25 protein-coding genes and 2 pseudogenes are annotated in these 26,345 nt (G+C 64.8%); 14 read left to right on the forward strand and 13 right to left on the reverse strand.

Annotation, left to right across the window (positions count from 1 at the left end; all coding sequences use genetic code 11):
- Positions 1–137: 137 nt before the first annotated feature.
- Complete coding sequence (locus tag N430_RS12495) at positions 138–1,331, forward strand: LysR family transcriptional regulator (protein ID WP_110637670.1); 1,194 nt, start codon at positions 138–140, stop codon at positions 1,329–1,331.
- Between the two features lie 332 nt (positions 1,332–1,663).
- Here the strand turns inward: N430_RS12495 and N430_RS12510 are convergent, their stop codons facing one another.
- A complete protein-coding gene (locus N430_RS12510) occupies positions 1,664–2,920 on the reverse strand; it encodes a gallate dioxygenase (protein ID WP_110637669.1) in 1,257 nt (418 codons plus the stop codon).
- A 21-nt stretch (positions 2,921–2,941) separates the two neighbouring features.
- Positions 2,942–4,291: an aromatic acid/H+ symport family MFS transporter gene (locus N430_RS12515; protein ID WP_110637668.1), complete on the reverse strand. Its 1,350-nt coding sequence runs from the start codon at positions 4,289–4,291 to the stop codon at positions 2,942–2,944.
- 330 nt (positions 4,292–4,621) lie between these two features.
- On the opposite strand from N430_RS12515, the gene N430_RS12520 reads away from it, so the two are divergent.
- Positions 4,622–5,605 (forward strand): DNA-binding protein, encoded by a 984-nt coding sequence (locus tag N430_RS12520; RefSeq protein WP_110637667.1) that lies wholly within the window; start codon positions 4,622–4,624, stop codon positions 5,603–5,605.
- 125 nt (positions 5,606–5,730) lie between these two features.
- Here the strand turns inward: N430_RS12520 and N430_RS12525 are convergent.
- Both N430_RS12525 and N430_RS12530 read right to left on the reverse strand, forming a co-directional pair.
- Positions 5,731–5,862: pseudogene (locus N430_RS12525) on the reverse strand (DUF305 domain-containing protein); the annotation flags it as partial.
- A 2-nt stretch (positions 5,863–5,864) separates the two neighbouring features.
- On the reverse strand, positions 5,865–6,371 hold the full coding sequence (locus N430_RS12530) for a GNAT family N-acetyltransferase (RefSeq protein ID WP_110637666.1): 507 nt from the start codon (positions 6,369–6,371) through the stop codon (positions 5,865–5,867).
- 110 nt (positions 6,372–6,481) lie between these two features.
- Here N430_RS12530 and dksA point away from each other — a divergent pair, with 110 nt between their 5' ends.
- Positions 6,482–6,889 (forward strand): RNA polymerase-binding protein DksA, encoded by a 408-nt coding sequence (gene dksA / locus N430_RS12535; protein ID WP_110637694.1) that lies wholly within the window; start codon positions 6,482–6,484, stop codon positions 6,887–6,889.
- Here dksA and N430_RS12540 read toward each other — a convergent pair.
- On the reverse strand, positions 6,886–7,599 hold the full coding sequence (locus N430_RS12540) for an MgtC/SapB family protein (protein WP_110637665.1): 714 nt from the start codon (positions 7,597–7,599) through the stop codon (positions 6,886–6,888). The genes dksA and N430_RS12540 overlap by 4 nt on opposite strands.
- A 384-nt stretch (positions 7,600–7,983) precedes the next feature.
- Here N430_RS12540 and N430_RS12545 point away from each other — a divergent pair, with 384 nt between their 5' ends.
- Complete coding sequence (locus N430_RS12545; RefSeq protein WP_110637664.1) at positions 7,984–8,457, forward strand: sterol desaturase family protein; 474 nt, start codon at positions 7,984–7,986, stop codon at positions 8,455–8,457.
- On the opposite strand, the gene N430_RS12550 is transcribed toward N430_RS12545, so the two are convergent.
- Positions 8,414–9,301: a bile acid:sodium symporter family protein gene (locus N430_RS12550; protein WP_110637663.1), complete on the reverse strand. Its 888-nt coding sequence runs from the start codon at positions 9,299–9,301 to the stop codon at positions 8,414–8,416. The genes N430_RS12545 and N430_RS12550 overlap by 44 nt on opposite strands.
- A 192-nt stretch (positions 9,302–9,493) precedes the next feature.
- Here N430_RS12550 and N430_RS12555 point away from each other — a divergent pair, with 192 nt between their 5' ends.
- The 9 genes from N430_RS12555 (at position 9,494) to N430_RS12595 (ending at position 18,017) form a co-directional block, all read left to right on the forward strand.
- The gene (locus tag N430_RS12555; protein WP_110637662.1) at positions 9,494–10,375 is read left to right on the forward strand and encodes a Dyp-type peroxidase; all 882 of its coding nucleotides are present in this window, start codon (positions 9,494–9,496) and stop codon (positions 10,373–10,375) included.
- Positions 10,376–10,464: 89 nt separating this feature from the next.
- Positions 10,465–11,373 carry an aldo/keto reductase gene (locus N430_RS12560; RefSeq protein ID WP_110637661.1) on the forward strand — a complete coding sequence of 303 codons (909 nt, stop codon included), beginning with the start codon at positions 10,465–10,467 and terminating at the stop codon, positions 11,371–11,373.
- A 4-nt stretch (positions 11,374–11,377) separates the two neighbouring features.
- On the forward strand, positions 11,378–12,676 hold the full coding sequence (locus N430_RS12565; RefSeq protein ID WP_110637660.1) for an NTP/NDP exchange transporter: 1,299 nt from the start codon (positions 11,378–11,380) through the stop codon (positions 12,674–12,676).
- A gap of 112 nt (positions 12,677–12,788) precedes the next feature.
- Complete coding sequence (locus tag N430_RS12570; RefSeq protein ID WP_110637659.1) at positions 12,789–12,968, forward strand: general stress protein; 180 nt, start codon at positions 12,789–12,791, stop codon at positions 12,966–12,968.
- A 62-nt stretch (positions 12,969–13,030) separates the two neighbouring features.
- Positions 13,031–14,359, forward strand: coding sequence for an iron-containing redox enzyme family protein (locus N430_RS12575; RefSeq protein WP_110637658.1), 1,329 nt, complete (start codon positions 13,031–13,033; stop codon positions 14,357–14,359).
- The gene (locus tag N430_RS12580) at positions 14,359–15,312 is read left to right on the forward strand and encodes a class I SAM-dependent methyltransferase (RefSeq protein WP_110637657.1); all 954 of its coding nucleotides are present in this window, start codon (positions 14,359–14,361) and stop codon (positions 15,310–15,312) included. The genes N430_RS12575 and N430_RS12580 overlap by 1 nt, the downstream gene beginning before the upstream one ends.
- 6 nt (positions 15,313–15,318) lie before the next feature.
- Positions 15,319–16,440, forward strand: a complete 1,122-nt coding sequence (locus N430_RS12585; protein ID WP_110637656.1) for a carboxylate-amine ligase — start codon at positions 15,319–15,321, stop codon at positions 16,438–16,440.
- A gap of 51 nt (positions 16,441–16,491) precedes the next feature.
- Positions 16,492–17,082, forward strand: a complete 591-nt coding sequence (locus tag N430_RS12590) for a nucleosidase (protein ID WP_110637693.1) — start codon at positions 16,492–16,494, stop codon at positions 17,080–17,082.
- An 86-nt stretch (positions 17,083–17,168) separates the two neighbouring features.
- The gene (locus N430_RS12595) at positions 17,169–18,017 is read left to right on the forward strand and encodes a Ku protein (protein ID WP_110637655.1); all 849 of its coding nucleotides are present in this window, start codon (positions 17,169–17,171) and stop codon (positions 18,015–18,017) included.
- Between the two features lie 244 nt (positions 18,018–18,261).
- Here the strand turns inward: N430_RS12595 and N430_RS12600 are convergent.
- The 4 genes and pseudogenes from N430_RS12600 to ligD all read right to left on the reverse strand — a co-directional run.
- A pseudogene (locus tag N430_RS12600) lies at positions 18,262–18,348 on the reverse strand (SAM-dependent methyltransferase); the annotation flags it as partial.
- Positions 18,349–18,359: 11 nt separating this feature from the next.
- Positions 18,360–19,115, reverse strand: coding sequence for a PIG-L deacetylase family protein (locus N430_RS12605; protein WP_110637654.1), 756 nt, complete (start codon positions 19,113–19,115; stop codon positions 18,360–18,362).
- A complete protein-coding gene (locus N430_RS12610) occupies positions 19,112–20,155 on the reverse strand; it encodes an acyl-CoA dehydrogenase (RefSeq protein ID WP_110637653.1) in 1,044 nt (347 codons plus the stop codon). Before N430_RS12610 ends, N430_RS12605 begins: the two co-directional genes overlap by 4 nt.
- Positions 20,152–22,650: a DNA ligase D gene (gene ligD, locus N430_RS12615; RefSeq protein WP_110637652.1), complete on the reverse strand. Its 2,499-nt coding sequence runs from the start codon at positions 22,648–22,650 to the stop codon at positions 20,152–20,154. The genes N430_RS12610 and ligD overlap by 4 nt, the downstream gene beginning before the upstream one ends.
- Before the next feature lie 127 nt (positions 22,651–22,777).
- On the opposite strand from ligD, the gene N430_RS12620 reads away from it, so the two are divergent.
- Positions 22,778–23,239, forward strand: coding sequence for a phosphotransferase system, HPr-related protein (locus N430_RS12620; RefSeq protein WP_110637651.1), 462 nt, complete (start codon positions 22,778–22,780; stop codon positions 23,237–23,239).
- A gap of 140 nt (positions 23,240–23,379) precedes the next feature.
- Here the strand turns inward: N430_RS12620 and N430_RS12625 are convergent, their stop codons facing one another.
- Genes N430_RS12625 through N430_RS12635 form a run of 3 tightly spaced genes read right to left on the reverse strand, consistent with a single transcriptional unit; the run spans position 23,380 to position 26,311 of the window.
- Complete coding sequence (locus N430_RS12625) at positions 23,380–24,327, reverse strand: lysylphosphatidylglycerol synthase domain-containing protein (protein ID WP_110637650.1); 948 nt, start codon at positions 24,325–24,327, stop codon at positions 23,380–23,382.
- Positions 24,327–25,529, reverse strand: coding sequence for a cardiolipin synthase ClsB (gene clsB / locus N430_RS12630; RefSeq protein ID WP_110637649.1), 1,203 nt, complete (start codon positions 25,527–25,529; stop codon positions 24,327–24,329). The genes N430_RS12625 and clsB overlap by 1 nt, the downstream gene beginning before the upstream one ends.
- Positions 25,526–26,311, reverse strand: a complete 786-nt coding sequence (locus N430_RS12635; protein WP_110637648.1) for an endonuclease/exonuclease/phosphatase family protein — start codon at positions 26,309–26,311, stop codon at positions 25,526–25,528. The genes clsB and N430_RS12635 overlap by 4 nt, the downstream gene beginning before the upstream one ends.
- Between the last annotated feature and the right edge of the window lie 34 nt (positions 26,312–26,345).

Genomic DNA, 26,345 nt, shown 5'->3' on the forward strand with positions numbered 1-26,345 from the left:
TGCGAGGGGTGAACGGCAGGATGTCACTGGCGGGTACGGCGGACTAATGCGTTCAACTGCTTCAGGTATACGTTTTACTTATTGCCGGGTGGCTGGGCATAGTCGCCACAATAGCGCGCCGACTAGCGGGAGTGCCCATGAACGAGCAGGAATTGCCCAACCTGATGCAGGTGCGTGCCTTTGTCCGCGTCGCCGAGGCAGGCAGCGTGTCGCGTGCAGCAGAGCTGTTGTTCAGGGCGCAATCGGTGGTTACCCGGGCGATCGCCGAGCTGGAATCGCGCCTGGCCGCGCCGCTGTTCGAGCGCCATGCCAACGGTATGCGCCTGACTGATTACGGCCACTGCGTGTTGCCCCGGGCGCAGCGCGTGCTCGCGGAGCTGGGCAGTGTGCCGCAGGTGCTGGGTGCCGCGGCGGTGGAGCCGCTGTATCTATTCCAGGCGCGGCGGCTGGAAGTGTTCGTCAAGCTCTGTGAAACCCGCCACATGCAGACCGTCGCCAGCCATTTCGGGCTCAGCCAGCCGGCGGTGAGTTCGGCGCTCAAGGTGCTTGAAGGGGGCTGTGGCCAGGCGTTGTTCGAACGGACCCCGCGCGGCCTGCAACCCACGTCTGCCAGCCAGGACATCCTGTTCCCGATCCGCCGCGCACTGAACGAGCTGCGCCATATCGACAGCGACCTCAGTGCGATGCAGGGCAGCCTGCAAGGTGTGGTGCACGTGGGGGCGTTGCCGCTCGGGCGCTCGAGCATCCTGCCGGCGGCCATCCTGCGCTTGACCGCAGCGCACCCGCAGGTACAGGTGATCACCAATGAAAGCCCGTTCGACCTGCTGGCGACCGAGCTGCGTGTGGGCGATGTGGACTTCGTGCTGGGTGCGTTGCGCCCTGGTGACTATGCCAGCGACCTGACGGGGGAGCCGCTGATCACCGAACAGATCGTGCTGCTGGCCCGGCGTGGCCACCCGATGTTGCAGCGGCAGCTGAGCCTGGCCGCCGTGCGCGAGGCGCGTTGGGTGCTGCCGCGCTCGGGCTCGCCGGCCCGTTACCAGCTTGATGCCTGTTTCGCCGCCGCTGGCCTGGCTGGCCCACGGCCGGTGGTGGAGAGCGCGGACCTGGCGATCATTCGTGGCCTGTTGCTGCATTCGGACATGCTGGCAGCGGTGTCCGAGCATCAACTGGCCCACGAGATCGCCAGTGGCGAGCTGCAACGTTTGCCGCTGGCGTTGGCCGATACCGAGCGGGCCATCGGCCTGACCTGCCGCAATGGCTGCCTGCATTCACCGGCGGCGGCTGCATTGATGAGCTGTATTCGTGAGGTGGTGGGTGGGGTGGAGTAGAGGCTGAGAAGTGCCTGGCTTGGGGTGTGTAGTGGTGCGTAAATCGAGCGCCGCCCGCGCGGCGCATCGCGGGCAAGCCCGCTCCCACATTTGTTTCGGGCCAGTCTTTCCTGTGAAGTCAACAGGGACCGCCTTGTTTGTTCCCTTCGATATCGAGGTGGGCACAGTTGCTTTCCATCAATCTCCAGTCATGCACCAAGGCGGTTCCTGTTGGCCTGACAGGAGTGACTGGCCCGAAACAAATGTGGGAGCGGGCTTGCCCGCGATGCGCCGCGCGGGCGGCGCTCGGTCTCACAGGCGCTGAAAGACCCTCGTCGGTCCCTAAGGCCTCTTCACCGCTTCCCCACCACCGAATACCGCACCTGCTGATTACGCGTCTTCATGAATTCCTCAATGTTCTGCCCGCGCATGGCGGCGTAGATGTCCAGATTGGAGACGCCCACAACCGCGCCGAGCTTTTCCAGCACGAAGAAGATCACGCCGTAGTGGATCAGCCCGCGCCAGTCGCGGCGTCGCAGCAGGTCACGCTCCTCCTCGCTGAGCCCGGCCTCGCCAAACAGCGCCTCGGGCTCGGCCAGAAAGCGCTCACGCCACTGCGGCTCGATCAAACGGTGCAGGCACTTGTTCAGGCGGTAGCCGCGGGCACTGCGTTCGAGGGTGTAGGGGTAGGTGCCTGTCAGTTGCTCGACGCCTGCCAACTGATGCTGCATGTGCTGGCGGTGGCGCTCGTTGACCGGTGCCGGCAGGCCCTGGTCGAGGTTTTCCAGCAGCAGGGTGGCAATACCGGTCATCGAGGGCAGGTAATAGCTCTGGTGCTTGCGCTCGACCTTGGCCGACAGCGCGCCGCGCATGATCAGCCAGGTGATCACCTCCGCGCCTTCCATGCCGCCGAGGGTGGCGTATTCGGCCAGGGTCATCTCGGTGAGCTGCTGCGGGTCGTTGACCAGCAACTCGATGAACTGGGCATCCCATTCCGGGTTATTGAAGCCGCAGCGCTCGCCGTGCACCTGGTGCGAGACCCCGCCAGTGGCGACGATCGCCACCTTGAGGTCTTCCGGGTAGCTCTCGATGGCCCGGCGCAGGGCCTGGCCCAGCTTGTAGCAGCGCCGCGCCGTGGGGATCGGCAGCTGCAGCACGCCCACCTGCAAGGGCACGATCTGCACCGGCCAGCCCTCGTCGCACGGCAGCAGTGCCGACATTGGCGAGAAGAAGCCATGGTCCAGCGGCTTGTCGCGGAAGAAGCTCATGTCGAACTCGTCGGCCATCAGGCTCTGGCCGATGTGCCGCGACAGCGCCGCATGCCCGCCGACGGCAGGCAGGTCGCGTGGGTTGCCACCTTCATCCGCCACGCCGTACTGGTCGTCGACCCCCAGGGTGAAGGCGCTGTAGTGGTCGAAGAAGAACGAGGTGACGTGGTCGTTGAAGATGTAGAACAACACGTCCGGCTGGTTGGCCTGCAACCACGTGCGGATCGGTTCGAAGCTCTGGAAGATCGGCGCCCAGGCGGCTTCCTGCTGTTTGTCGTGATCAACGGCAAAGCCGATGGTCGGGGTGTGGGAGACGGCCAGGCCACCAATGATGCGAGCCATGTAAAGGTCCTCTGTTTCAGGTTATTGCGCGGTAACGGCCGAGTTGGCGCGGCGCCGGGCGTGGCCGTTGGCCAGGATCGCCACGGCAGCGACGAACGCCGGCAGGCCAAGGAAGGTGAACAACAGTGGCAAGCCCAAGCCCAGGCTGAGCACGGCGCCACCGATCAGCGAGCCGAAGATGGCGCCGAAGCGGCCGATGCCGAGCATCCAGCTTACACCTGTGGCGCGGAACTCCGTGGGGTAGTAGCCCGGGGCGAAGGCGTTCAGGCCGGTCTGCGCGCCGCTCATGCAGAAGCCGGCCGCAGCCACGCCAACCACCAGCAGGCTCGACTCCAGGCTCAAGGCGCCCAGGCTGACGATGCACAGCCCGCCCAGGGCGTAGGCGACGGCGATGACCCGGTTGGGGTTGCGCCGGTCCATGATCCAGCCGACCACGATCGCGCCCACGGTGCCGCCGATCTGGAACAGGCCGGTGATGGTCGCGGCGCGCTCGATCGACAGGCCGCCATCACGCAGCAGCGTCGGTAACCAGCCCATGGTCAGGTAGATCACCAGCAGGCCCATGAAATAAGTCGCCCACAAGGCCAGGGTGCCGAAGCGGTAGCGCTCGCTGAACAGCTGGCGAGCCGGGGCCTTGTGCTGCACGGCCGGTTCGCTGACGGTAAAGCGGGTACCCTCGGCGAAGCGCCCGCCGAGTTTGGCCAAGGCAGCGGCAATCTGTTGTGCCGGCGCCTGGCGGGCCGCCAGGAAGCGGGCGGACTCCGGCAGCAGCCACAGCAACAGGGGCAGCAGCGCAAGCGGCAGCACACCGCCGGCCAGCAGCACCGACTGCCAACCGTGCTGGGGAATCAGCCAGGCCGCCAGGAACCCGCCCAAACCCGAGCCCATGTTGAAGCCGGTGAACATGAAGGTGATCAGCAGCGAGCGGCTGCGTTCAGGCAGGTATTCGGCCAGCAGGGTGGTGCTGTTGGGCATGGCCGCGCCCAGCGCGATGCCGGTCAGCAGGCGCAGCACCGCCAGCTCATAAGGGTTGCGGGCGAAGGCGCAGGCCAGGCTGAGCAGGCTGAAGCCGGTGACGGCAATCAGCAGCACCTTCTTGCGCCCCAGGCGGTCGGCGTACGGGCCGGCCGTGAGGGCGCCGAGGGCCAGGCCGACCATGCCGGCGCTCATCACCGGGCCGAACGCTGCACGCGACAGCCCCCAGTCCTGCATCAGCGAAGGGGCGATGAAGCCCATGACGGCCACGTCGAAGCCATCGAACAGCACGATCAGAAAGCACAGCGACAGGATCAGCCACTGATAGGACGAGACAGGGCGGCTGTCGATCCAGTCTTTGACGTCGACGCTGGCGTCGACAGAGGGCTTGAGCATGGGGGATCACCTTTTGTTCTTGTAGTGGTGAGTAGTCCGGATGGAGAACCACCGCGCCGGATTTCGGCGGCAGGTGACTGTAAGGCGCGCCCGGCAGCGGGCGCCTCTGGGAAATGCTTAATGGGATATCGAATCTGCTTATCGGCCACATTTCGCGGCCGGCGTACTGGCTGCACCGATCAGCGACGGGGAGTGCTGTTTTTTTCCATTCACATGCGATAAGCCGTGATTATTAAGCCTTAGATTTAACTTGAAATTTTGCGTGGTAAGGAACAAAATTCCCGCGTAATTACATGGTACGTATCATGTTACGAAATCGTAGGAGCAAACATGGCCCGGGGCGGTATCAACAAGGCGGTAGTGCAGCAGGCGCGGCAGGTGCTGATCGCCCGGGGCGAGTACCCCAGCATCGATGCGGTACGTATCGAGCTGGGCAATACCGGGTCTAAGACCACCATCCATCGCTACTTGAAGGAGCTTGAAGGGCACAAGCCGGTGGCCCTGCAGGGGCAGGCTGCTCTCAGCGACGCGCTGACCAAGCTGGTATCGCAATTGGCTGCGCAGGTGCAGGAGGAAGGCGACGCCCGCATCGAGCAGGCTGAAGCCGCGTTCAACGAGGAACGCGAAAAGCTTGAGGCGCAGTTGCAGCTGGCGCAGCAGGCACTGGCGGCCGCTCACCAGCAACAGCAGATCCAGGCCGCTGCGCTGGCTGTCGAATCAGAGCGTCTGGTGACCGCGCAGAACTCGCTGCAAGCCGAGCAATTGCGCAGCGCCAGCCTCAATCAGTCGCTGGGTGAACTGCAGGTGCGCCTGACCGACAAGGACGAGCAGGTCCGTTCGCTGGAAGACAAGCATCGTCACGCCCGTGAAGCGCTGGAGCATTACCGCAGCGCCAGCCGCGAACAGCGTGAGCAGGAACAGCGCCGTCACGAAGCGCAGACCCAGCAGTTGCAAGTGGAACTGCGCCAGTTGCAACAAGGGATGATCGTCAAGCAGGACGAACTGACCCGCTTGCACCGCGACAACGAACGGATGCTCGGCGAGCACCGTCAAGCCAGCAGTGAATGCAAAGTCAAGGATGAACTGCTCGAGCAGCGCGACGCGCAGATCCAAGGCCTGCGGACAATCCTCGCGCAGGCACAAGGCGCCAGCGATGAGATGCGCCGGCAGTTGCAGGCGCAATCGCAAAGCCTGGAAGACAAGCGTGCGCAGTGTGCCGAGCAGGGCAGGCAATTGCAGCACTTGCAGGATGAACTGGTTGGCCGCGACGAAGCGCTCAAGGCCTGTCAGGCGCATCTGAAGGCGGTGAATTGAATCAAACTTGCTCAGCTGCCTGTGTTCTTCCTCAGACATCACCGGGAGAGCGCAACATGAACAAGCCCGAGCAGCACCGGCAGGGGCCGCATTTCTCAGAGCAGGCGGGCAAAAAGCATGACCTGGGCGTCGAACTGATTATTGACGTAGGACTTGTCGAACGACTCGTCACGCCATTCGAGGATCATTTTCTTCACCTTGTCAGTCAGCGCGGCTTCGTCCGGTACGCTGATATCCAGCTTGCGGGCAATATGACCGCTCAGGCCAGAGCCAGGCGCATTGCACACCGTCCAGGCAAACCATGGGCACGCTCTGTTGCCAGAATGCCCCGCAATCTTGCGTCGAGCTGCTGATCATCGAGCACTTCGAACCCGTATCGGGCATAGAAGGGGCCATTCCAGGCCACTTGCGCAAAGGTGGTCAAAGTCAGCGTCAGGGCACCCCGATCTCGCGCCACGGCACACGCCTGGTCGAGCAACTGCCTGCCGATACCTTGCCCCTGCGACTGCAACCGTACCGAAAGCTCGTGAACATGCAGCGCCTGGCGTTCCAGGCGCATGCACACAAAGCCCAGGACTTGCCCTTGGTCATCCTCGGCCAACCAGCTGCCATGATCGTCAATGAAGGCCTTGTGCGCCCTTTCGTCCAGCCCCTGGGCACTGGCCAGCCAGGCCAGTTCGGGCAGCCGCAAGAATGCGTGTGCGGCGGATTGCTCGACTGCAATCAACTGGGCGATGTCAGCGGGCAGGGCGGGGCGTATGCGCATTAAATGTTCCTCCGTAGGCGGGCAATAGTCTGCGGCGAGCTGGGCGGGGCTTGCAATGATTGGGTTATAACGTAACATTTATGGTTTCCCAGCTACGCGAGACTGCCTTGATGACTGAAGAGGAACTGCTGCGCCAGGCTCCCGCAGCCTACATGAACGAAGTCCAACAGCAATTTTTCCGCAAGCTGCTACTTGGCCAGCGCTTCGACCTGCAAGCGCGTATCGACGAGGAGTTCCAGGCCCTGCGTGAGCAGGAAGTGCACAGCGACCCGGCTGACATCGGCAGCGCCGAAGAGGAACGGCAGTGGCGGCTGCGCTCGCTGGAGCGGGAAAAGAAGCTGCTGGACAAGATCGACCAGGCGCTGGAGCGCCTGGCCCGGGGTGAATATGGCTGGTGCGAGGAAACCGGCGAGCCGATCGGCCTGCACCGCCTGCTGCTGCGCCCCACGGCAACGCTGTGCATCGAAGCCAAGGAGCGCCAGGAAAAGAAGGAGCGGCACCTGCGCGAAGCGCGTTAGTCCGCCGCCAGTGCCTGCGGCTGCAACTGCCAGCGCACCGAGCTGACACCTTTTTCCAGGCTCACCCGACCCACCAGCCGCTCCAGCTGCGCCGGTGCCTGCGGGTTGCCGAGCAGCTCGGCGCGCACTTCCAGGCGGGCCGGGTTGGCCAGGTCTTCGCTGTGCAGCGATTGCAGGCGCAACTGCGGGTCGCCCAGGCTGTGAAGCATCAGGCTGCGCACCTGGATCTCATCTTCGGCACGGCAGACGATGCGCACCTCGAAACGTTGTTCGACCTCGCTGGCGGGCAGCACGCCCTGGCGATCGAGACGCTGGGCGATGTCGCGCAGCAGGATGTTGGCACACAGCACCATCAAGCTGCCCAGCGTTGCCTCGAGCAACAGCCCGAGGCTGCACAGCACACCGACGGCCGCGGTGCACCAGAGCGTGGCGGCAGTATTCAGGCCACGCACGTTGAAGCCGTCGCGCATGATGACGCCGCCACCGAGAAACCCGATACCCGACACCACGTAAGCGGCCACTCGCGAGGCATCGTTGGGTGCCATGCCAGGCACCGCCTGGGTCATCAGCACGAACAGGCAGGCACCGGTGCTGACCAGCGCGTTGGTGCGCAGCCCGGTCAGGCGTTGGCGCAGTTGGCGTTCGGCACCGATCAGGGCGCCGAGCAGCAGGGCAATGCTGACGCGCAGCAGAAAGACTTTCCAATCCATAGCAAACCTCTTCCACGGGCACACGCCCGCACGGTTGAATAACCAGAAAATGCGCAGGACCACGAAAGGGAAGAGGGGGGAAAGCCTTCAAAGGCTGGAGAATTCCACCGCCTGGCCAATGGCGAGACAGTGGCAGGAAGCTGCCGGACTAGCTCGCCGTGTGGGCCTGTCGCAAGCGACTGGGGCTACTGTCCAAAGCAGGACTCCTGTTCAGGGATGCGAAATTGCGTCGCGGACCTTACGCCGCCGTCCGCACGGGGTCAAGGGCAAAAACATGACAAGGGATTCATCAGGAAATGCCCTACGGCCGGTCACGCCTGCATGGAAATAAACCTGGGTAATCGGTACCCTTGCGCCATTCTCCGCCATACCCCGGACCGTTACATGCTGTTCAATCTCGCCGTGCTGCTCGGCACCCTGGTGGCCATGGAAGGTGTCGGCACGCTGGCCCACAAGTACATCATGCATGGCTGGGGCTGGTGGCTGCACCGCTCGCACCACGAGCCGCAGCTGGGCATGCTCGAAACCAACGATCTGTACCTGGTGGCGCTGGGCCTGATCGCCACGGCGCTGGTCGCCCTGGGCAAGGCCGGCCATGCGCCCTTGCAGTGGGTGGGCGCTGGCGTGGCCGGGTATGGGGTGCTGTACGTGCTGGCCCACGACGGCTTCTTTCACCGGCACTGGCCGCGTAAGCCGCGGCCGGTCAACCGCTACCTCAAGCGCCTGCACCGTGCCCATCAGTTGCACCACGCCGTGAAAGGGCGCACGGGCAGCGTGTCGTTCGGCTTTTTCTATGCGCCGCCGCTGAAGGTGCTCAAGCGCCAGCTGCAGGCGCGGGTGCCACGCGACCGCGGCTGACCCACCAGCCAAAGCCTGCGGCGGTGAAGAACATGATCAGGCTGTACAGCGCAGCGGGCACGGCCATGGTGGCGTTGTTCAGCAGCGACGGGCTCAGCGCCAGGGCGATGGCCAAGGTGCCGTTATGGATGCCGATTTCCATGCCGATGGCGATGGCCTGTCGCTTGGGGATGCTCAGCAAGCGTGGCACCCAGTAGCCCAGCGTCAGGCTGACCAGGTTGAACAGCAAGGCCGCCAGGCCCACCACTGGGGCATATTCGACGACGGTCTGCCAATCCTTGGCCAGTGCCAGCACGATGGTGAATGCGAGGAACAGCGCCGCCACCAGCTTCATCGGTTTTTCCATGCGCGCAGCAAAGCGTGGGGCCCAATGGCGGATCAGCATGCCCAAGGCCACCGGCAGCAGGACAATGGCAAACACCTGCAGGACCTTGGCGAATTGCAGTGGAATGGCCTGGTCGGACGTCATGAACCAGGCCAGCGACAGGTTCACCAGCAGCGGCATGGTCAGGATCGCGATCAACGAATTGACCGCCGTCAGGGTGATGTTCAGCGCCACATCACCATGGGCCAGGTGGCTGAACAGGTTGGCCGTGGTGCCGCCCGGGGACGCGGCCAGCAGCATCAGCCCGACCGCCAGCGCCGATTCCAGGCCAAAGCCATTGGCGATCAGGAAGCACACCAGCGGCAGCAGCAGAATCTGGCAGCACAGGCCGACCACCACCGGTTTCGGGTACTTCACCACGCGGGCGAAATCGGCCAGCGTCAGGGACAAGCCGAGACCGAGCATGATGATGCCCAGCGCCAGGGGGAGGAACGCAGTCAACAAGGGTGAGGCGGTCATGGGCAGGCACTCGGGCAAGGGATGCAGGCAGTCTAGGCCGGCCTTGCGGGCTGGCTAATCGCAATGCGCCAGTACTTGGTAACCGTTTGTTACCGGATTACCGGCAGCCCTTGCCGCACAGCGTCTGCATGCCGCGTTGCGATAGGCGCCCCGGCGCAGTAGCATTCCGCTTTTGCCGAGGATTCGCCTGTCATGCCGTTCCAGCAAGGTCTGCTTGCCACCCCCGTGCCGGCCCATGCCCGTCACCTGTTCTTCGCCCTGCAGTCGCCCGAGGCACTGCCTGCCGTACTGGATGTATTGCTGCCGCAGGTGGATGGCCAGACGCTGATCCTCGGTATCGGTGCGCCGTTGGTAAAAGCCCTTGGCCGCGACATCCCTGGCCTGCGCGCCTTCCCGCAGCTCGATGCCGCAGTGGAAAACCCGAGCACCCAGCACGCCCTGTGGTTGTGGCTGCGCGGCAACGAGCGTGGCGACCTGCTGCTGCAGGCCCAGGCGCTGGAGCAGGTGCTGGCCCCGGCATTGCGCCTGGCTGACAGCGTCGATGGTTTCCTGCACCGCGGTGGCCACGACCTGACCGGTTACGAAGACGGCACCGAGAACCCGGTGGACCAGGATGCAGTGGATGCCGCCATTCTTGCCGGCGAGCAGCCAGGCCTGGCCGGTTCCAGCTTCGCCGCCTTCCAGCTGTGGAAGCATGACCTGGAGTACTTCAAGTCACTGCCCCAGGCCGACCAGGACAACATCATCGGCCGCCGCCTGAGCGATAACGAAGAGCTCGACGACGCGCCGGAGTCGGCCCACGTCAAGCGCACCGCCCAGGAAAGCTTCGAGCCGGAAGCCTTCATGGTGCGCCGCTCGGTCGCCTGGGCCGACAGCCGTGGCGCCGGCCTGGCGTTCGTCGCCCTGGGCCACAGCTTCGATGCCTTCGAAGTGCAACTGCGGCGCATGAGTGGTCTGGAAGACGGCATCATCGATGGCCTGTACCGCTTCAGCCGGCCCCTGACCGGCGGCTACTACTGGTGCCCGCCGATGGCCGAAGCGGGTCTGGACCTGAGCGCGTTGCTGCAGGCCTGATCACAAAACATCCAGATACAGAATCACCTGTCAGCGCGAGGTAGAGCGGCTAGCCTTGAAAGTTTCCGACTTATGACGGGAGCTTTGCCATGTACAAGCGTCGCGATGTCCTACGCGCTGGTGCGGCTTTGGGCTTGCTGGCCGCCAGCCCCTGGCTGCAGGCCGCCGGCTCTGGCGGGTTGCTGACGCGCAAGGTCCCGTCCACGGGCGAGGCCTTGCCAGTGATCGGTGCCGGTACCTCAGGCAGCTTTGAGGTCGAGGCCGGCTCCGCCGAGTACCAGCAGCTCAAGGTGGTGCTCAAGGCGTTCTTCGAGGGTGGCGGCAAGGTCATCGACACCTCGCCCAACTATGGCGGCGCCGATAGCATTCTCGGCCAGTTGCTGGAGGAGGGCGGCTGGCACCCGCAATGCTTCATCGCCACCAAGATCGCCGCCGACAGCCGGGACGATGCCGAGGCTCAATGGGCCGGCACACTCAGGAGCCTGCGTACCGACAAGGTCGACCTGCTGCAGATCCACAACCTGCGCGACTGGCAAACGCAACTGCCCTATGCCCGTGAGCTCAAGCAGCAGGGCAAGACCCGCTACGTCGGTATCACCCATTACCTGAACAGCGGCCACGAAGACGTGGCGCGCATCGTGCGCAGCGAGCCGCTGGACTTCATCCAGATCAACTATTCAGTGAATGCCCCGCATGCGGCACGCGAACTGCTGCCGCTGTGCCAGGACAAAGGCGTCGCCGTGCTGATCAACCGCGCCTTCGACGATGGCCGGCTGTTTGCCAGGGTCAAGGACCAGGCCCTGCCGGCATGGGCCGCCGAGGCCGGGGTCGGCAGCTGGGCGCAGCTGTTTCTCAAGTTCGCCATCAGCCACCCGGCTGTGACCACGGTCATCCCCGCGACCGGGCGCCCGGACCGCCAACTTGACCAGCTCAAGGCAGGGCATGAACCGCTGCTGACCGAGGCGCAACAACAAGCGCTGATCAAGCAGTTCGCCTGAGCCCATGAACCGCTGGAGCAGGCGTCTTGACCGGGGGCTGAACATCCAGCCCGGAGAAGGGCCGGCAGTGATCGCGGGGCTGTTGCTGTTCTACCTGCTGTTCACCGGCTACTTCATGCTGCGCCCGGTGCGCGAAACCATGGGTGTGGCAGGCGGCGTCGACAACCTGCAGTGGCTGTTCACCGGCACTTTCATCGCCACCCTGGTCTGTCTGCCATTGTTCGGCTGGCTGGCTTCGAAGGTGCGTCGCCGGCATATCCTGCCCTGGACCTACGGTTTCTTCGCCAGCAACCTGTTGCTGTTCGCGGCACTGTTTGCCGTGAACCCGGAAGGCCTGTGGAACGCCCGGGCGTTCTACATCTGGCTGTCGGTATTCAACCTGCTGACCATTTCGCTGGCCTGGAGCGTGCTCACCGACCTGTTCTCCACCGCACAAGGCAAGCGCCTGTTCGGCCTGCTGGCCGCCGGGGCCAGCCTGGGCGGCCTGAGCGGGCCGATCCTGGGCACACTGCTGGTGGCGCCGCTGGGGCACGCCGGGTTAGTGCTGTTGGCCGGGTTGTTTCTGTTGGGCAGCGTGGTCGCCTGCGTCTTCCTGCAGCACTGGCGCGATCGCAACCCATTGCCGAATGAACAGCCCACATCGCGACCCTTGGGCGGCAATCCTTTCGCCGGCGCGACGGCCGTGCTGCGCTCACCCTATTTGATGGCGATCGCCTTGTTCGTGATTTTGCTGGCCAGCGTCAGCACCTTTCTGTATTTCGAACAGGCCCGCATCGTCAGCGAAACCTTCACCGATCGCACCCGCCAGACCCAGGTATTCGGCATCATCGACATCGTGGTGCAGGCGCTGGCCATCCTGACGCAACTGTTCATCACCGGCCGCCTGGCCAGGCGCCTGGGCGTAGGCGTTTTGCTGGTGGCGGTGCCGCTGGTGATGGCTGCCGGGTTCGTGTGGCTGGCCCTGGCGCCAGTGTTTGCCGTGTTCGTGGTGGTGATGGTGGTGCGCCGGGCCGGTGAGTATGCGTTGGTGCGGCCGGGGCGCGAGATGCTGTTCACCGTGTTGCCGGCCGAAGACAAGTACAAGGCGAAGAACTTCATCGACACGGTGGTTTATCGCGGTGGCGATGCCCTGAGTGGCTGGCTCAAGCGCGGGCTTGATCTGCTGGCCGATCATCCTCAAACAGCCATGCTGATCGGTGCCGCGCTAGCCATGGGCTGGGCGGTGACAGGCGCCTGGTTGGGAAGGCGTCAGGGCCAGGCTGAATCGGCCGTCGCACCAAATAAACCGCCGCCGCTTATTTAACGCCACCGGTCCGAACCCTTCGCAATAAAACGAATCCCCCGATATCGCCGAACTCCGAACCTATGTACGGCGCCATGCCGTGCATTCCGAAGTCACATGAGGTTAGAAGACCATGGCCAACAAAGAGAACAGCCGTACCGGCAGCCAAGGCAGCCAGGGTGGCAACAAGAACCCGGGCAACTTCGCCAATGACCGGCAAAAGGCGTCCGATGCCGGGCGCAAGGGCGGCCAGTCCTCGGGGGGCAACATGCACCAGGACCGCGAGTCGGGCCGAAAGGGCGGCCGCTCGTAAGTGACGGCAACGCAGTGCCGGGGCTTCCTGGCACTGCAAACACATTGATCGAAGGAGCCCGCATGACGGTCATGACCCGCAAGACCGCCGCACACGCGCCGCTCCCGGCCACACGTGACAGCCTGATCAGGCGTTATCACGCGCTGCTGTCGGGCGATGAACGAGGCACCCGGCAGTGGCTGGCGGCGCTATTGGCCCAGGTCAGCGTCGAGGCCGATGACCTGCCGGCGACCCCCGATCAGCTCGATGCCTGGAGTGCGGCGCACGCAACCGCAGTCGCCCAGGCCCATGCCCAATACCTGGAGCAGCGCCGCCAAGGCGGACCACGGCGTTACTTTGCCAATCGCTCCCAGGCCCTGTGGTTCCTGCAGCAAGTGGCACCGACCAAGGCCGTTGATGGCGCTTGGCTGCACGCAAGCCTGCGCCACTGGCAGGACCCACGCTTCCACGGCCTCATTCGTACCTACCTGGAAGAACTCGGCGAGGGTGACCCACGCTGCAATCATGTGCTGATCTACCAACGACTGCTGAGCCGCCTGGGTTGCCTCGAAACGCCCGCGCTGGATGACCAGCGCTACCTGCAGGGCGCGGTGCAACTGGCGTTGGGGTGTTGCGGCGACGACTTTCTGCCTGAAGTGATCGGCTACAACCTGGGCTACGAACAGCCCCCGCTGCATTTGCTGATCACCACCCACGAATTGGCCGAGCTGGGTATCGATGGCCACTACTTCCAGCTCCATGTGACCATCGACAACGCCGCCATCGGCCATGCCAGCAAAGCGATTCGCGCCGTGCAGCAACTGTGCCCGGCGCACGATCCCGAAGTGTTCTATCGCCGTGTGCGCCACGGCTACCGTCTCAACGACCTGGGCCTCGATACACCGAGCCTGATCGGCCGCTTCGATCTCGATGCCGAGCTGCTGGCCGCGTTGGAACGCAAACGGGCGTTTGGTCAGTTCATGCACGCCGACCGTTGCCGTGTACAACAGCGCACGGTCAATCAATGGCTGGCCGAGCCCGGCGCACTACCCGCATTCCTGCAGGCGCTGCAGTCACAAGGCTGGATCAGGCGCGGGCAAAACCCGTCCGACAGCCGCTGGTGGTCACTGATCGATGGGCCCCATGCCCCTATGTTCGGCGTGTTCAGTGCCTATGAGAAGCAACTGTGGCATGACTGGATCGCCGCAGACTGGCAGCAACCGATCCGCCCGGTGCTGCCAGGTAGCTGGCAAGCGGCGCCAATGCCTGGCTACGAGGGTGAAGCCAGCGAGGCCTGCATGGACACCCTGATCACACGCATGGCCGGCAATCGCCATGCCTTGCCAGAAGGTTTGCAGGCTACCCGTGCCTATCTGCGCGCCACCGGCCTGGCCCAGGAGGGCCCGCACTGATGATGCTCACCCCGCAACAGGTCCAGGCTGACGAAGCGCTTCTGCAACTCGGCCGCCGCCTGCGCGCCGACGGCTATCGCTTCACCTGCGTGACGCCCGCCACCCAGGCGCGCAACAACGCCAGGCATGGCGCCGAGCGGGCCACCAGCCTGCGCGACGTGTTCGGCTGGAGCCGGCCGTTCAGCGAGGGCTTGATTTCCGCTGACGAGTTGCAGCAGCTACGTGCCGCACAGGTATTGCACGAAGAGCAGGGCCTGTTACGCAGCCGGGTGCGCTGGTCGAACCTCGACGACTTGTTGCTGGTCCACTCGGCCTATCCCACCGAGGCCAGCGACGCCGTGTTCTTCGGCCCCGACAGCTATCGCTTCGCCCAGGTCATCCATGACCATCTGCAGCGCAGCCCGACCCGTGTCCAGCATGCCGTCGACATTGGCTGCGGCAGCGGCGTCGGCGCCTTGCTGATCGCCCGGGTGGCCCAGCATGCGCAAGTCAGCGCGGTCGACATCAACCCATTGGCACTGCGCTATACCGCGATCAATGCTGCGTTGGCCGGGGTCGGCAATGTGTCGGTCGAATCGAGCGACCTGCTCGATGGCGTCAGCGGCCAGTTCGACCTGATCGTCGCCAACCCGCCCTACATGCTCGACGCCGGCCAGCGGACCTACCGCCATGGCGGTGGTGCACTGGGCGCGGAGCTGTCGCTGCGCATAGTCGAGCAGGCCTGCGAGCGCCTGAGCCCGGGTGGTTCGCTGCTGCTGTATACCGGCGTGGCCATTGTCCAAGGCCGCGACGCTTTGCTCGAAGCCATTCGCCTGCGCCTGGCTGGCCCGGAATGGGCCTGGGTCTACCGGGAAATCGACCCAGACGTGTTTGGCGAGCAATTGCTCGAGCCGGGCTACGAACGGGTCGAGCGCATCGCGGCCGTGGCCCTGACCGTAAACCGCAGCGCCTGACCTGGCATGCACCGGCCCTGCACGTTCGGGATCGAGGAGGAATACCTGTTGCTGGACCTTGCCAGCAGCCGCCTGCTGACTTCGCCGTCACGGCGTGTTGCCCGGCGCTGCCGGGAGGTGGCAGGCGAATACTTTGCCGAAGAGATGTTCCGCAGCCAGATCGAAGTGGCCTCACCGGTGTTCAGCAACCTGCACGACGCACGCGGCTTCTTTCAGGATATGCGCAAGCGCCTGGCCGCCAGCCTGGCCGAGGAGGGCGTGGGCCTGTACTGCGCGGCCAGCCACCCCGATGCGCCCTGGCTGCGGCAGAAGGCCAGGGCCAGTGCGCACTATCGGCAGGTGTTCGACGACTACCAGCATGTGGCGCGGCGTAGCCTGCTCAATGGCCTGCACGTGCACGTCGGCGTGCCGCCGGGTTGTGACCGCATGCAGCTGATCAATCGCCTGTTGTACTGGTTGCCCTTGCTGCTGGTATTGAGCACCTCGTCACCCTTGTGGGCCGGGCAGGTGACCGGCTACAAGAGCTATCGGCGGGTGATTTGCGCGGAGTGGCCGCACATGGGGTTGCCCGAGGCATTGCCCGACTGGGGCGCCTATGAGCGCTATCGGGCGCTGCTGCAACGCACTGGGGCGCTGGCCGAGGACGGTGATTTCTGGTGGGCGATCCGGCCGTCCAGGCGCTTCCCCACCGTGGAGTTGCGCATCTGCGATGCCTGCCCTGAGCTGGAAGATGCGCTGTGCCTGGCAGGTCTGTTTCGCCACCTGGTGGAGCTCAGTCTGCCGACGCACCCCGATGTGCCTGCACTCAGCCGTGAACTGCGCTGGATCACCCAGGAAAACTACTGGCGAGCGATGCGCCATGGCCGCTGTGGCGAATTCATCGGCATCCATGCCCAGCAACCGGTGACCGCGCTGGCCTGGTTGGGCCAGTTGCAGGCGCAATTTGCGCCGGATACGGTGGACGCCGAGCGTTCATACCGGCATGCCCGGTCCATTCTGGAACAGGGCACCAGCGCCGACCGCCAGCTGGCCACGCGGGAGCACGCCCTTGCCAATGGCGCAAACCCTGCCCAGGCAGGCCAGGCCGTGGTCCGGCAGGTGGTGGCGGCCGGGCTTGCTTTCAGCTGACGAATGCCGACAATGGCTGCGCCCATCGCAAGCCATTCGGACCCCCGCGCCATGATGCTGATCAAGCAGTTCCCTGACATTTCCCTCGCCGACACGCTGTTCGTCTTCGCCCTGGAGGCAGAAGCAGGTGATGTTTTTGCCGGGGTGAACACCGTGTTCACCGGCATCGGCAAGGTCAATGCCGCCATCGCCCTGACCAAAGCGATCCAGCAGCGCCGCCCGAAGCTGATCGTCAACCTCGGTTCGGCCGGCAGCCAACGCCATGGCAAGGGCGAAGTGGTGTGCTGCACGCGCTTCGTGCAACGCGACATGGACGTGACGCCCCTGGGTTTCGCCCGTTACGAGACGCCGCTGTCGAACGTTCCGGTGCTGCTGGAGCAGGGTCATGTAATTCCTGGCCTGCCAGTGGAAACCTGCGGCAGTGGCGACAGCTTCGAGATCAACCACGGCGACGCGCCCTACGATGTGGTGGACATGGAAGCCTACGTGTTCGCCCTTATCGCACGGGATGAAGGCATTCCGTTCGTGTGCCTGAAGTACATCTCCGATGACGCCGGCAGCGATGCGGCGGACGACTGGGCGGTGCAGGTGCACCTGGCGGCCGAGGCGTTCAAGCGGGTGTTGTTCACCGAGGCCGGCTGACCATCAGGCAACTCGAATAAACCTTCATCGCGCCGGGCAGTCACTTCAGGTATGAGGCCCATTCCCGGGCCGGGGAGGTGCTGCCAATGGCCAGGGCTATCTGGAAAGGCGCGATCAGTTTCGGGCTGGTCCATATCCCGGTGTCGCTCAACACCGCCGTGCGCAGTGAGCGGGTCGACTTCGACTGGCTCGACAAGCGCAGCATGGAGCCGGTGGGCTACAAGCGGATCAACAAGGTCACCGGCAAGGACATCGACAAGGACAACATCGTCAAGGGCGTGGCGTACGAGAAGGGCCGCTACGTGGTGATCAGTGAAGAGGAGATCCGCAAGGCCCGCCCTGAAGCCACGCAGACGATCGACATCTTTTCCTTCGTCGAAGCTGCCCAGATTCCCCTGCAACAGTTCGACACCCCGTATTACCTGAGCCCCGACAAGCGCGGCGGCAAGGTCTATGCGCTGCTGCGCGAAACGTTGGCCAGTACCGGCAAGGTGGCGCTGGCCACGGTGGTGCTGCATACCCGGCAGCACCTGGCGCTGTTGCGCCCGCTGGAGGATGCTCTGGTGATGATCACCCTGCGCTGGCCGGACGAGGTGCGTGGGCTGGAAAGCCTGGAACTGGACAACAGCGTGACCGACAGCAAGCCCGACAAGCGTGAACTGGACATGGCCAAGCGGCTGGTAGAGGACATGAGCGGGTCGTGGGCACCGGACGAATACCACGATGCATTTCGCCAGACCATCATGGACCTGGTGGAGGAGAAGGCCAGCAAGGGCAAGATCGCCGTGGTGGAAAAGGCCGAGGGTGGGGCTGGCGAGAAAGGCGCCGATATCATCGACCTTACCGAGCTGCTCAAACGCAGCCTGGGGGGCAAATCAACCAAGAAGGCCGCCCCTGAGAAGAAACCGGCCAAGCGTACCCGCAAGGCCTCTTGAGCTGGCGAGATCCCTGTGGGAGCCGCGCTTGCCGGCGATGGGCCGCGAAGCGGCCCCGGCGATTCATGCAGCAACCTTGAAATCCTGGGGCCGCTTCGCGGCCCATCGCCGGCAAGCGCGGCTCCCACAAGTACAGCGCTCGCCTGGCAGCTAAAGACTCGCCAGGTAATCGCCGAATCCTTCCCGTGCCCGGCTGTCGGCATCGGTGCAGGCCAGCCAGCTTGCGCCACGCTCCAGCATCCATGCGCTTTTCGTACCAGCGGCTGCGAAAGGCCCACGGGTCGTCATTGCTGGCGTATAGATCGGCGAAATACTGCGCATCAAGGCTCATGACGACTCCGTTTACAGAAACACCAGTTCGAAAGGTTGCAGCAGGCAGTCCAGCAAGCTGGCTGGCAGCACCGGCGGACGCGGGCCGTCCGGCTGCAGCTGGCTGACATGCGCGGCCAGCGCCTGGCGCTTGCGCGCCAGGGTGGCCTCGTCGAGTTCGATGCGGTGGGCGCGGGGCCAGGGCAGGCGCGGGTCATCCGGTTGCGCCCAGTGCCAGGCCCACACCGGCACCTCGATCAATTGCGCCTTGCGCGCCAGGGCGGCCTGGGCTGCCGCCCTGCCCACAGCCTCGTGATCGCAATGGCCATCGCCGCGCCAGGGAGCCATCAGTACATCATCGGGCCGTAACGCCTGGGTCAGGTGATTGACCAGGAAGGCTTCCTCGCGGGGCAGGGCGCCGTCCTTCAGGTTGAGCCGGCGCCAGTCCAGGCGGTTGAGGTCCAGGTCGAGCTGCTGCAGGGCTTGACGGCTTTCCAGCGGGCGCTGCCGACGCAGGCGATGCTCGGTCCAGCATGCCGAGCCTGGATGGCTGCCTTCACCGTCAGTGGCGGAAATCAGCAGCAGGTCCTCTTCGCGACCGCGAAACTGCGTCAGCAGCCCGCCGGCCATGAGCACTTCATCGTCCGGGTGCGGTGCAATCAGCACCAGGCGGCGCCCGGGCGGGCACAGTTGCCGGGGGCTTATCCAGGTTGCACGTGCCAGGTGCGCAGCGTGCTGCCACTCGGCCCATGGGGTACCTTCACTGGACTGGATCAGGTTGGCATTCATAGCTTCCAGGCTCCTGCGGGGACTTGTGTCAGTTGCTCACCCAGTGCGGCCAGGTCGCGCTCTGCATGGCTCTGGCGGAGGAAGACCGGCAAGTCGGCGCTGAGCCTGGCGAAGTGGCTGTTGCGGCAGAACGGTGTAGCGCCCAGCGCCCGGCCCACGTGGTGGATCACCTGCTCGACCGCCTGTTCGACCTGGGCGCGCGTGCGCCGCACCTCGAAACTGGCGTCGGCATCGGGTTGTCGGTCTATCCAGGCTGCGCATTCACGCAGCGCCGCGCGGGCGCCGAACAAGACGGCGTCCACCGCTCCGAGGTGGGCATTGGCATGGGCGTCGGGGCGGGGCTTGCGACAATGCGCCCGCAAGTAGTCGGCCAAGGCTTCAGCAGCGCCGTACCAGCATGCAGCAATGCCCGCGCCGCCGTGCCAGAAGCCGGGGCGCGACAGGTATTGCCCGGGCTGGCCGATGGCGATGCCGGGGGTGTTGGCGAACTCCACCTCGATGCTCGCGGTAGTTGCCATGCCGACGGCTTGCCAGCGGTCGATGCTCAAGCCCTGGCTCGGCTGGGCCAGCTCGATGGCCACCAGTTGCGGCTGGTCGTCATCGGCCCAGGCGGTAATCAATGCCCGGTCGATCTGCAGTGCGCCGGAGCACCAGGCCTTGCGACCGGTTAGGTGCACCTGGTCGCCATCGCGCGCGACAATCCGCGCCCGGGCGTCGGGGGGCTCGGCTGCCCAGACGCCCCAGATGCCCTCGGCCACCCGATGCGCCGCGCCACACTCGGCGAGAATCGCCAGTGCGTCGGTATGGCCTTCGTAAAGCTTGGCCAGCGCCAGGTCGCAGCCGGCCACCCGCGCCAGGGTTTGCCAGCGGCGCAAGGTGTTGCCTTGCCCGGGCAAGGGCAACAGGTCCAGGTGGTCGGCCTTGAGCGCCTGGACCAGTTGCGGCAGCTGGGTGTCGAGGTTCAGCGGTTGCGGCCGTTCGCCAAAGGTGCGCAGCAGCCGGTCGAGGTTGTTGAGGTCGAAATCCTGGATGATGCTCATGCCATCCCCATTTGCTTGCGCATGCGTGCAGTGATCGATTGGCGAACCTTGGCCATGTCGGCCCACGGGTCGTCGACTTCGGCCAGGCGTTCCCGCAGGTTGCCGATGTGCCACTGGTTGGCGCCTTGGAGCTGGGCCAGTTCTTCACGCCAGATCGGCACCGACACCGGCAGGCCTTCGCGGGCGCGCAGGGTATAGGCGCACACCGTGGTGGCGCCTTTGCCGTTGCGCAGGTAATCGATGAAGATCTTGCCGACACGGTTCTTCGGCCCCGACACTGCACTGAGGCGGTCGGGGAACAGCCGGGCCAGGTAATCGACGATGGCGTGACTGAAATCCTTGACCTCATCCCAGCCGGCACGGCGGGTGAGGGGCACGACCAAATGCATGCCTTTGCCGCCACTGGTCTTGAGGAACACCTTCAGGCCCAGTTCGTCGAGCAGGGTGAGGGCCAGCTGCGTCGCTTCGAGCATGGCCTTCCACGGCAGCGCCGGGTCGGGGTCGAGGTCGAGCACGAAGCGGTCAGGCTTGTCGAAGTCCTTGTCGGTGGCATTCCAGGTGTGCAGCTCCAACATGTTCATCTGTACCGCGCCCAGCAGCGTATCGGGGCGGTTGATGACCATGGCGGCCTGGCCGGCTTCGGCCTTGTCGTAACTGAGCACATGGGGGATGTGCAATTGCCCGGCGTTCTTCTGGAAGAACAGCTCGCCAGCCAGGCCTTCCGGTGCCCGCACCAGGGCCACGGGGCGGTCCTTGAGCTGCGGCAGTATCCACTGGCTGACCTCGGCGTAGTACTCGGCGACCTGCCGCTTGGTGGCACCGAGGGTGGCGTCGATTACCCGCTCGGGATGGGTCAGGCGCAGGTCGCCGAGGTCGTCCGGCAGGTCGGTGGGTTTGCGTTTGGATGCGGACTTGCCGGGCATGGCACGCTCCAGGTCGATGGCGGTGGCCGGCTTGTCGTCGCGCAACCCATGGAATACCGAGTGGCGCACCACGCCATCGCGGGTCATCTGGGCATAGGCAACCTCGGCCAGCAACTGCGGTTTGAGCCAGTGCACGCCGCGGGCTTCGGCGCCAGTGGGCGGCTTGGGCAGGGCCGGCTTGGCAATCTCCAGGGGTTTGAGCCGGGCGTGGATGCTATCCAGCGTGGTAGCGCTGAAACCGGTGCCGACTTTGCCGGCATACCGCAGTTGGCCGCTGTCGTTGTCGTGCAAGGCCAGCAGCAGGGCGCCAAAGCCAGTGCGGCTGCCCTTGGGGTCGGTGTAGCCGACGATGACGAACTCCTGGCGCTGCTTGCACTTGAGTTTCACCCAGTCGGCGCTGCGCCGGCCGACGTAGGGGCTGTCGGCACGCTTGCCGATCAGGCCTTCAAGTTCCAGGCGGCAGGCGCTGTCCAGCAGCGAGTCGACCGGCTCGTCGAAATCTTCGGAATAGCGCAGCACATCTGATTCATCGTGCTCGAGCAACGTGCGCAAGGCCTCGCGGCGCTCTTGCAGCGGCACTTGGCGCAGATCCTGGCCCCCCAAGTACGGTAAGTCGAACAGGTAGTAGCTGATCTGTTCGTCGTGTTCGGTGTCGAAAGCGTTCTGCAAGGCCTGGAAATCGGCCTTGCCACTCTCGTCGTTGACCACCATCTCGCCATCGAGCCAGGCCGAATCCACATCCAAGGCCCGCAGTGCTGCAATCTGCCTGGGCATCTTGGCGCTCCAGTCGTGGCCGTTGCGGGTGAACAGGCGGATATCGTCACCCTCGATGCGGGCCAGGATGCGGTAGCCGTCGAACTTCACTTCGTAGCGCCAGTCGCCGCCGGGGGGCGAGTCGACCAAGGTGGCGAGTTGCGGTTGCAGGTGTTCGGGCAACGCGGCCTTGACGGCGCTGCTGGCCTTCTTGCGGCTGGTACGGGCAGGTGAGCGTGTGGCTTTGGCGGCGCGCCGGGGCACCAAGGCCCGGTCGCTGAGCACACTGTCCGGCTGGGCCTCGACGATGCTGTACTCGGCTTCGCTGCGCGCCTCGCCGTCGTGTGACTTGACCAGCATCCATTGTTCCTTCTTGCCGGCCAGGTGGGTGCGGAACAGGTTCCACACGCCGTTGAGCTTTTCGCCCTGCAGGCGAAAACGCAACTTACCCTTGGCGTAGGCCTGGAGGGCATCGCCTTCGGGTTCCCAGATACCCCGGTCCCAGACGATCACGTCACCTGCACCATAGTGGCCCTCGGGGATATTCCCCTCGAAGTCGGCATAGTCCAGCGGGTGGTCTTCGACATGCACCGCCAGGCGCCGCACTTTCGGGTCAAGCGACGGGCCTTTGGGGATGGCCCAGCTTTTCAGCGTGCCATCCAGTTCCAGGCGAAAGTCGTAGTGCAGGTGACTGGCGTCGTGTTTCTGGATGCAGAACTGCAAGGCGTGGGCGCGCTTGCCCCGCTTGAACTGCCCGCTGGGCTCGGGCGAGGCGTTGAAGTCACGCTTGCGCTCGTATTCTGCAAGGGGCTTGGCCATGGCGGCCTCCGGGCATTCGCTGTCTGTAGATTGGGAGGCGGCCGCCTGCACGGTAGTTCAAAAAAACTCTGAATCATCCGCAGCTTGGCGGAGTCGACCGTGTGTACCGCACCGATGGAGAACGGCAATGACCCGACCCGATGACCCCAAGCCCTACACACCGAGCGAAATCGACACCACCGAAGACCGCATGGGCAGCGTTCATGAACTGGACTTCAATGACCAGGACGACCACCCAGGTCGGGCCGGTGATGAACGGCCGGCAGCAGAGGTCGCGCAAGAGTTCCCGGCCCGCCGCGTTGCCGAAAGCGGCATGACCGGCGGCGAAGCCTTGAGCGACAGCCTGCATGAAGACGGCGTTACCTACGACGACCTGAGCCCGGACACGCTGCTGGACGAAACCGGCGCCCGCGACCCGCATGAGCCCGGCAGCGGCGGGCCGGCGGACCAGGCCCTGCGCCACGTGGATGCCGACGAAATTGGCGGCGGCATTGGCCTGGACGAAGCTGAACTTGCCCGTTCCGCCCCGCTGGATGGCGAACCGTGGACCGATGACGTGATCGAGGATGACGAGGAGAAAGCACTATGAACCTGTGGGAGATTACACAGCCCTGCAGGCTGCGCTGTCGCACAGGGATCGCATCAACATTCTGAGAATGAGTAATACAGTTGCTCGGCATCAATGCGTCAGCCAGATGCCTTAGTTACGTTTGCAGCCGGCGCGGCCAATCAGGCCGGTTTGTCGCGCCGGCGCATGGCTCTGGCGCGCTTTTCCAGGATCAGGTAAGTGAGTACGGCGACCACCAGCGGGATCAGGTAATACAACGTCCGGTAACCCAGCAGCGCCGCCACCAGCGTGCCCTGGCCGATCTGCCCGTGGAGCAGGGCGAGGAACACCATTTCGAGCACCCCAAGGCCGGCAGGAATATGGGCGACCACCCCCGCGACACAGCTGATCAGCAGGATACCGAGGATCGACGGGTAGAACGCCTCGCCAGGCAGCAGCCAGAAGATCAGCAAGGCCATCATGGCCCAGTTGCTTGCACCCAACGCCACCTGGCACAGGGCCAGGCGCAGCGAGGGCAGGGTGACTTCGTGCTCGCGCCAGCGCCAGGTGCGCTTTTTCGCCAGGCCACAGGCCAGCAGGTAGCCGATGGCGATGGCCAGCAGCAACACACCGATCAACCGCAGGCCGCTGGCCCCGACCGCCCAGTTCGCCGGCAACCTGACCAGGCCCAGGGCGAACACGCTGCCGGCCAGCAGCATGTAGCCCATCCAGTTGGTCAGCAGGCCCAGGGTGAGGATGCGGGTGATGGTCGGTGTGTCCAGGCCCAGGCGACTGTACAGGCGGTAGCGCAAGGCAACGCCACCCACCCAGGTGGTGAAGTTGAGGTTGAACGCGTAGCACACGAATGCCACCGGCAGCACCTGCCGGGCCGGCAGGCGGTGCCCGGTATAAGCGCGGGCCAGCAGGTCGTAGCAGGCGAAGATCAGGTAGCTGCACAGTGCCAATACCAGGCCGATGGCCAGCGTGCCCGGCTTGTAGGCCAGCAGCGACTGGCGTACCTCGTTCCAGTCCAGGTTGCGGGCCAGCACATAGAGCAAGACCGGGATCAGGATCAGGAACGCCACGGTGAACAGCCGCTTGCCCCAGATTTGCCAGGCTTTCTGCGCCATCAGGTGTTGCCCTCATGCAGGTCGCCCTGGGCCTCGACCTCCGGCTGGAGCGAGCGCAGGCGCTGGCGGTGGGCTGGAAACCAGCCGGCGATCCGTGGGAAATGCCGGATAACGTGGAAACACACGAAGATCAGCGGTGCTCGCCACCAGTAGCCGCGCACCATCCGTTCCAGGGTCACCGGTTTGCACTGTTCGACGGCCAGTTGCTGCAGGTGTTCGAACAGTCGCTGATTGAATGCCGGGTCACGGATGAACAGGTTGGCTTCCAGGTTGAACGACAGGCTCAGCGGGTCGAGGTTGCTGGAACCGACCGTGGCCCACGCGTCATCGACCAGCGCCACCTTGCCGTGCAGCGGTCGCTGGCAGTATTCGTGGATGCGCACGCCATCACGCAGCAGGTAGTTGTAGAGCAGGCGCGACAGCGCGCGCACCCAGCGCATGTCCGGCTGGCCCTGGAGAATCAGTGTGACCTCGACGCCACGGCGCGCGGCGTTGCGCAGCTCACGCAGCAGCCGGTAGCCAGGGAAGAAATAGGCATTGGCCACCACCACCCGCTGGCGTGCCATGCGCAGGGCCTGCAGGTAATGGGCTTCGATATCGGTGCGGCGCAGGCGGTTGTCTCGCTCCACCAGCACCGCCGTGCTGGCGCCTGTCGGTGCGGTCATGGGCCGTATTTCGCTGGGCGGCTCGAGCACCGGGGCCATCAGCCTGCGGCTGGCGGCATGCACCTGCGCCACCACCGGCCCGGTCACCTCCACGGCATAGTCCTGCTTGGCCATGGGGCCAAAGTCACCCAGGTGGTCGGCGCTGTAGTTGATCCCGCCGATAAAGGCCCGTTCGCCATCGATCACCACGATCTTGCGGTGCAGGCGCCGGAACAGGTTGGTGCGCATGCCGGCCAGCCGGGGTTGCGGGTCGAAGGCATGGAAGCTGACCCCGGCATCGGTCAGTGCCGCCACGAAGCCATCGGGCAGGTCGGCGGTGCCGTAGCCGTCCACCGCGACCTCCACCCGTACGCCGCGCCGGGCGGCATCGATCAGCACCCTTTGCAATTGCTGGCCGACCTTGTCGTCGAAGATGATGAAGGTTTCCAGCAGGATCTCTTCCTGCGCCAGGGCCATGGCCTCGAACACCCGGGGGTAATACTGCTCGCCATTGATCAACAGTTCGACACGGTTGCCGTCCACCCAGGGTCTGTTCACAGGTTGATCTCCGCAGCCAGTGGGGCATGGTCGGACAGATGCGACCAGGGATACATGGACAGCACCTGCGCCTTGGTCGGCATGGCATTGCGCAGGTAGATGCGGTCCAGGCGCAGCAACGGCAAGCGCGCCGGGAAACTGCGCGCCGGGCTGCCAAAATGTTCGCCAAAGGCCTCGATCAGGCGCTGGGACAACACGGCATCGGCTTTCATCCGCCAGTCATTGAAGTCGCCGGCGATGATCACCGGTGCCTTGGCCGGCAGGCTGTCGAGCAGCTTCAGCAGCAGTTGGACCTGGCTTTGCCGGTGCGCCTCGCGCAGCCCCAGGTGTACGCAGATCGCGTGCACCTGCTCATGGCCCGGCACTTCCAGGCGGCAATGCAGCAGACCGCGCTGTTCGTTGCCGTGGACCGAAACGTCGAGGTTCTCGTGCTGCACGATGGGGAACTTCGACAGCAGCGCGTTACCGTGGTCGCCATGGGGATACACCGCGTTGCGGCCATAGGCGAACTGCGGCCACATGCTGTCGGCGAGAAACTCGTATTGTGGCGTCTCTGGCCACGCCGGGTGGCGCACGGCGTGCTGTTGATGACTGCCGTGGACTTCCTGGAGAAACACCAGATCCGCATGGGTGGCGCGCACGGCTTCGCGCAGTTCGGGGAGGATGAAGCGCCGGTTGAACAAGGTGAAGCCCTTGTGCACGTTGATCGTCAGCACGCTCAGGTGGTGCACTGCGGTCACCTTGTCGATGATGCGGCGCGGCGCGGGCAAGGTCTTGTTCACGCAGCTGTCCTCATGGCCTGATCCTTTGAACATC

Origin of the sequence: Pseudomonas sp. CC120222-01a, from assembly GCF_003097235.1 — a bacterium.
Lineage (GTDB): Bacteria > Pseudomonadota > Gammaproteobacteria > Pseudomonadales > Pseudomonadaceae > Aquipseudomonas.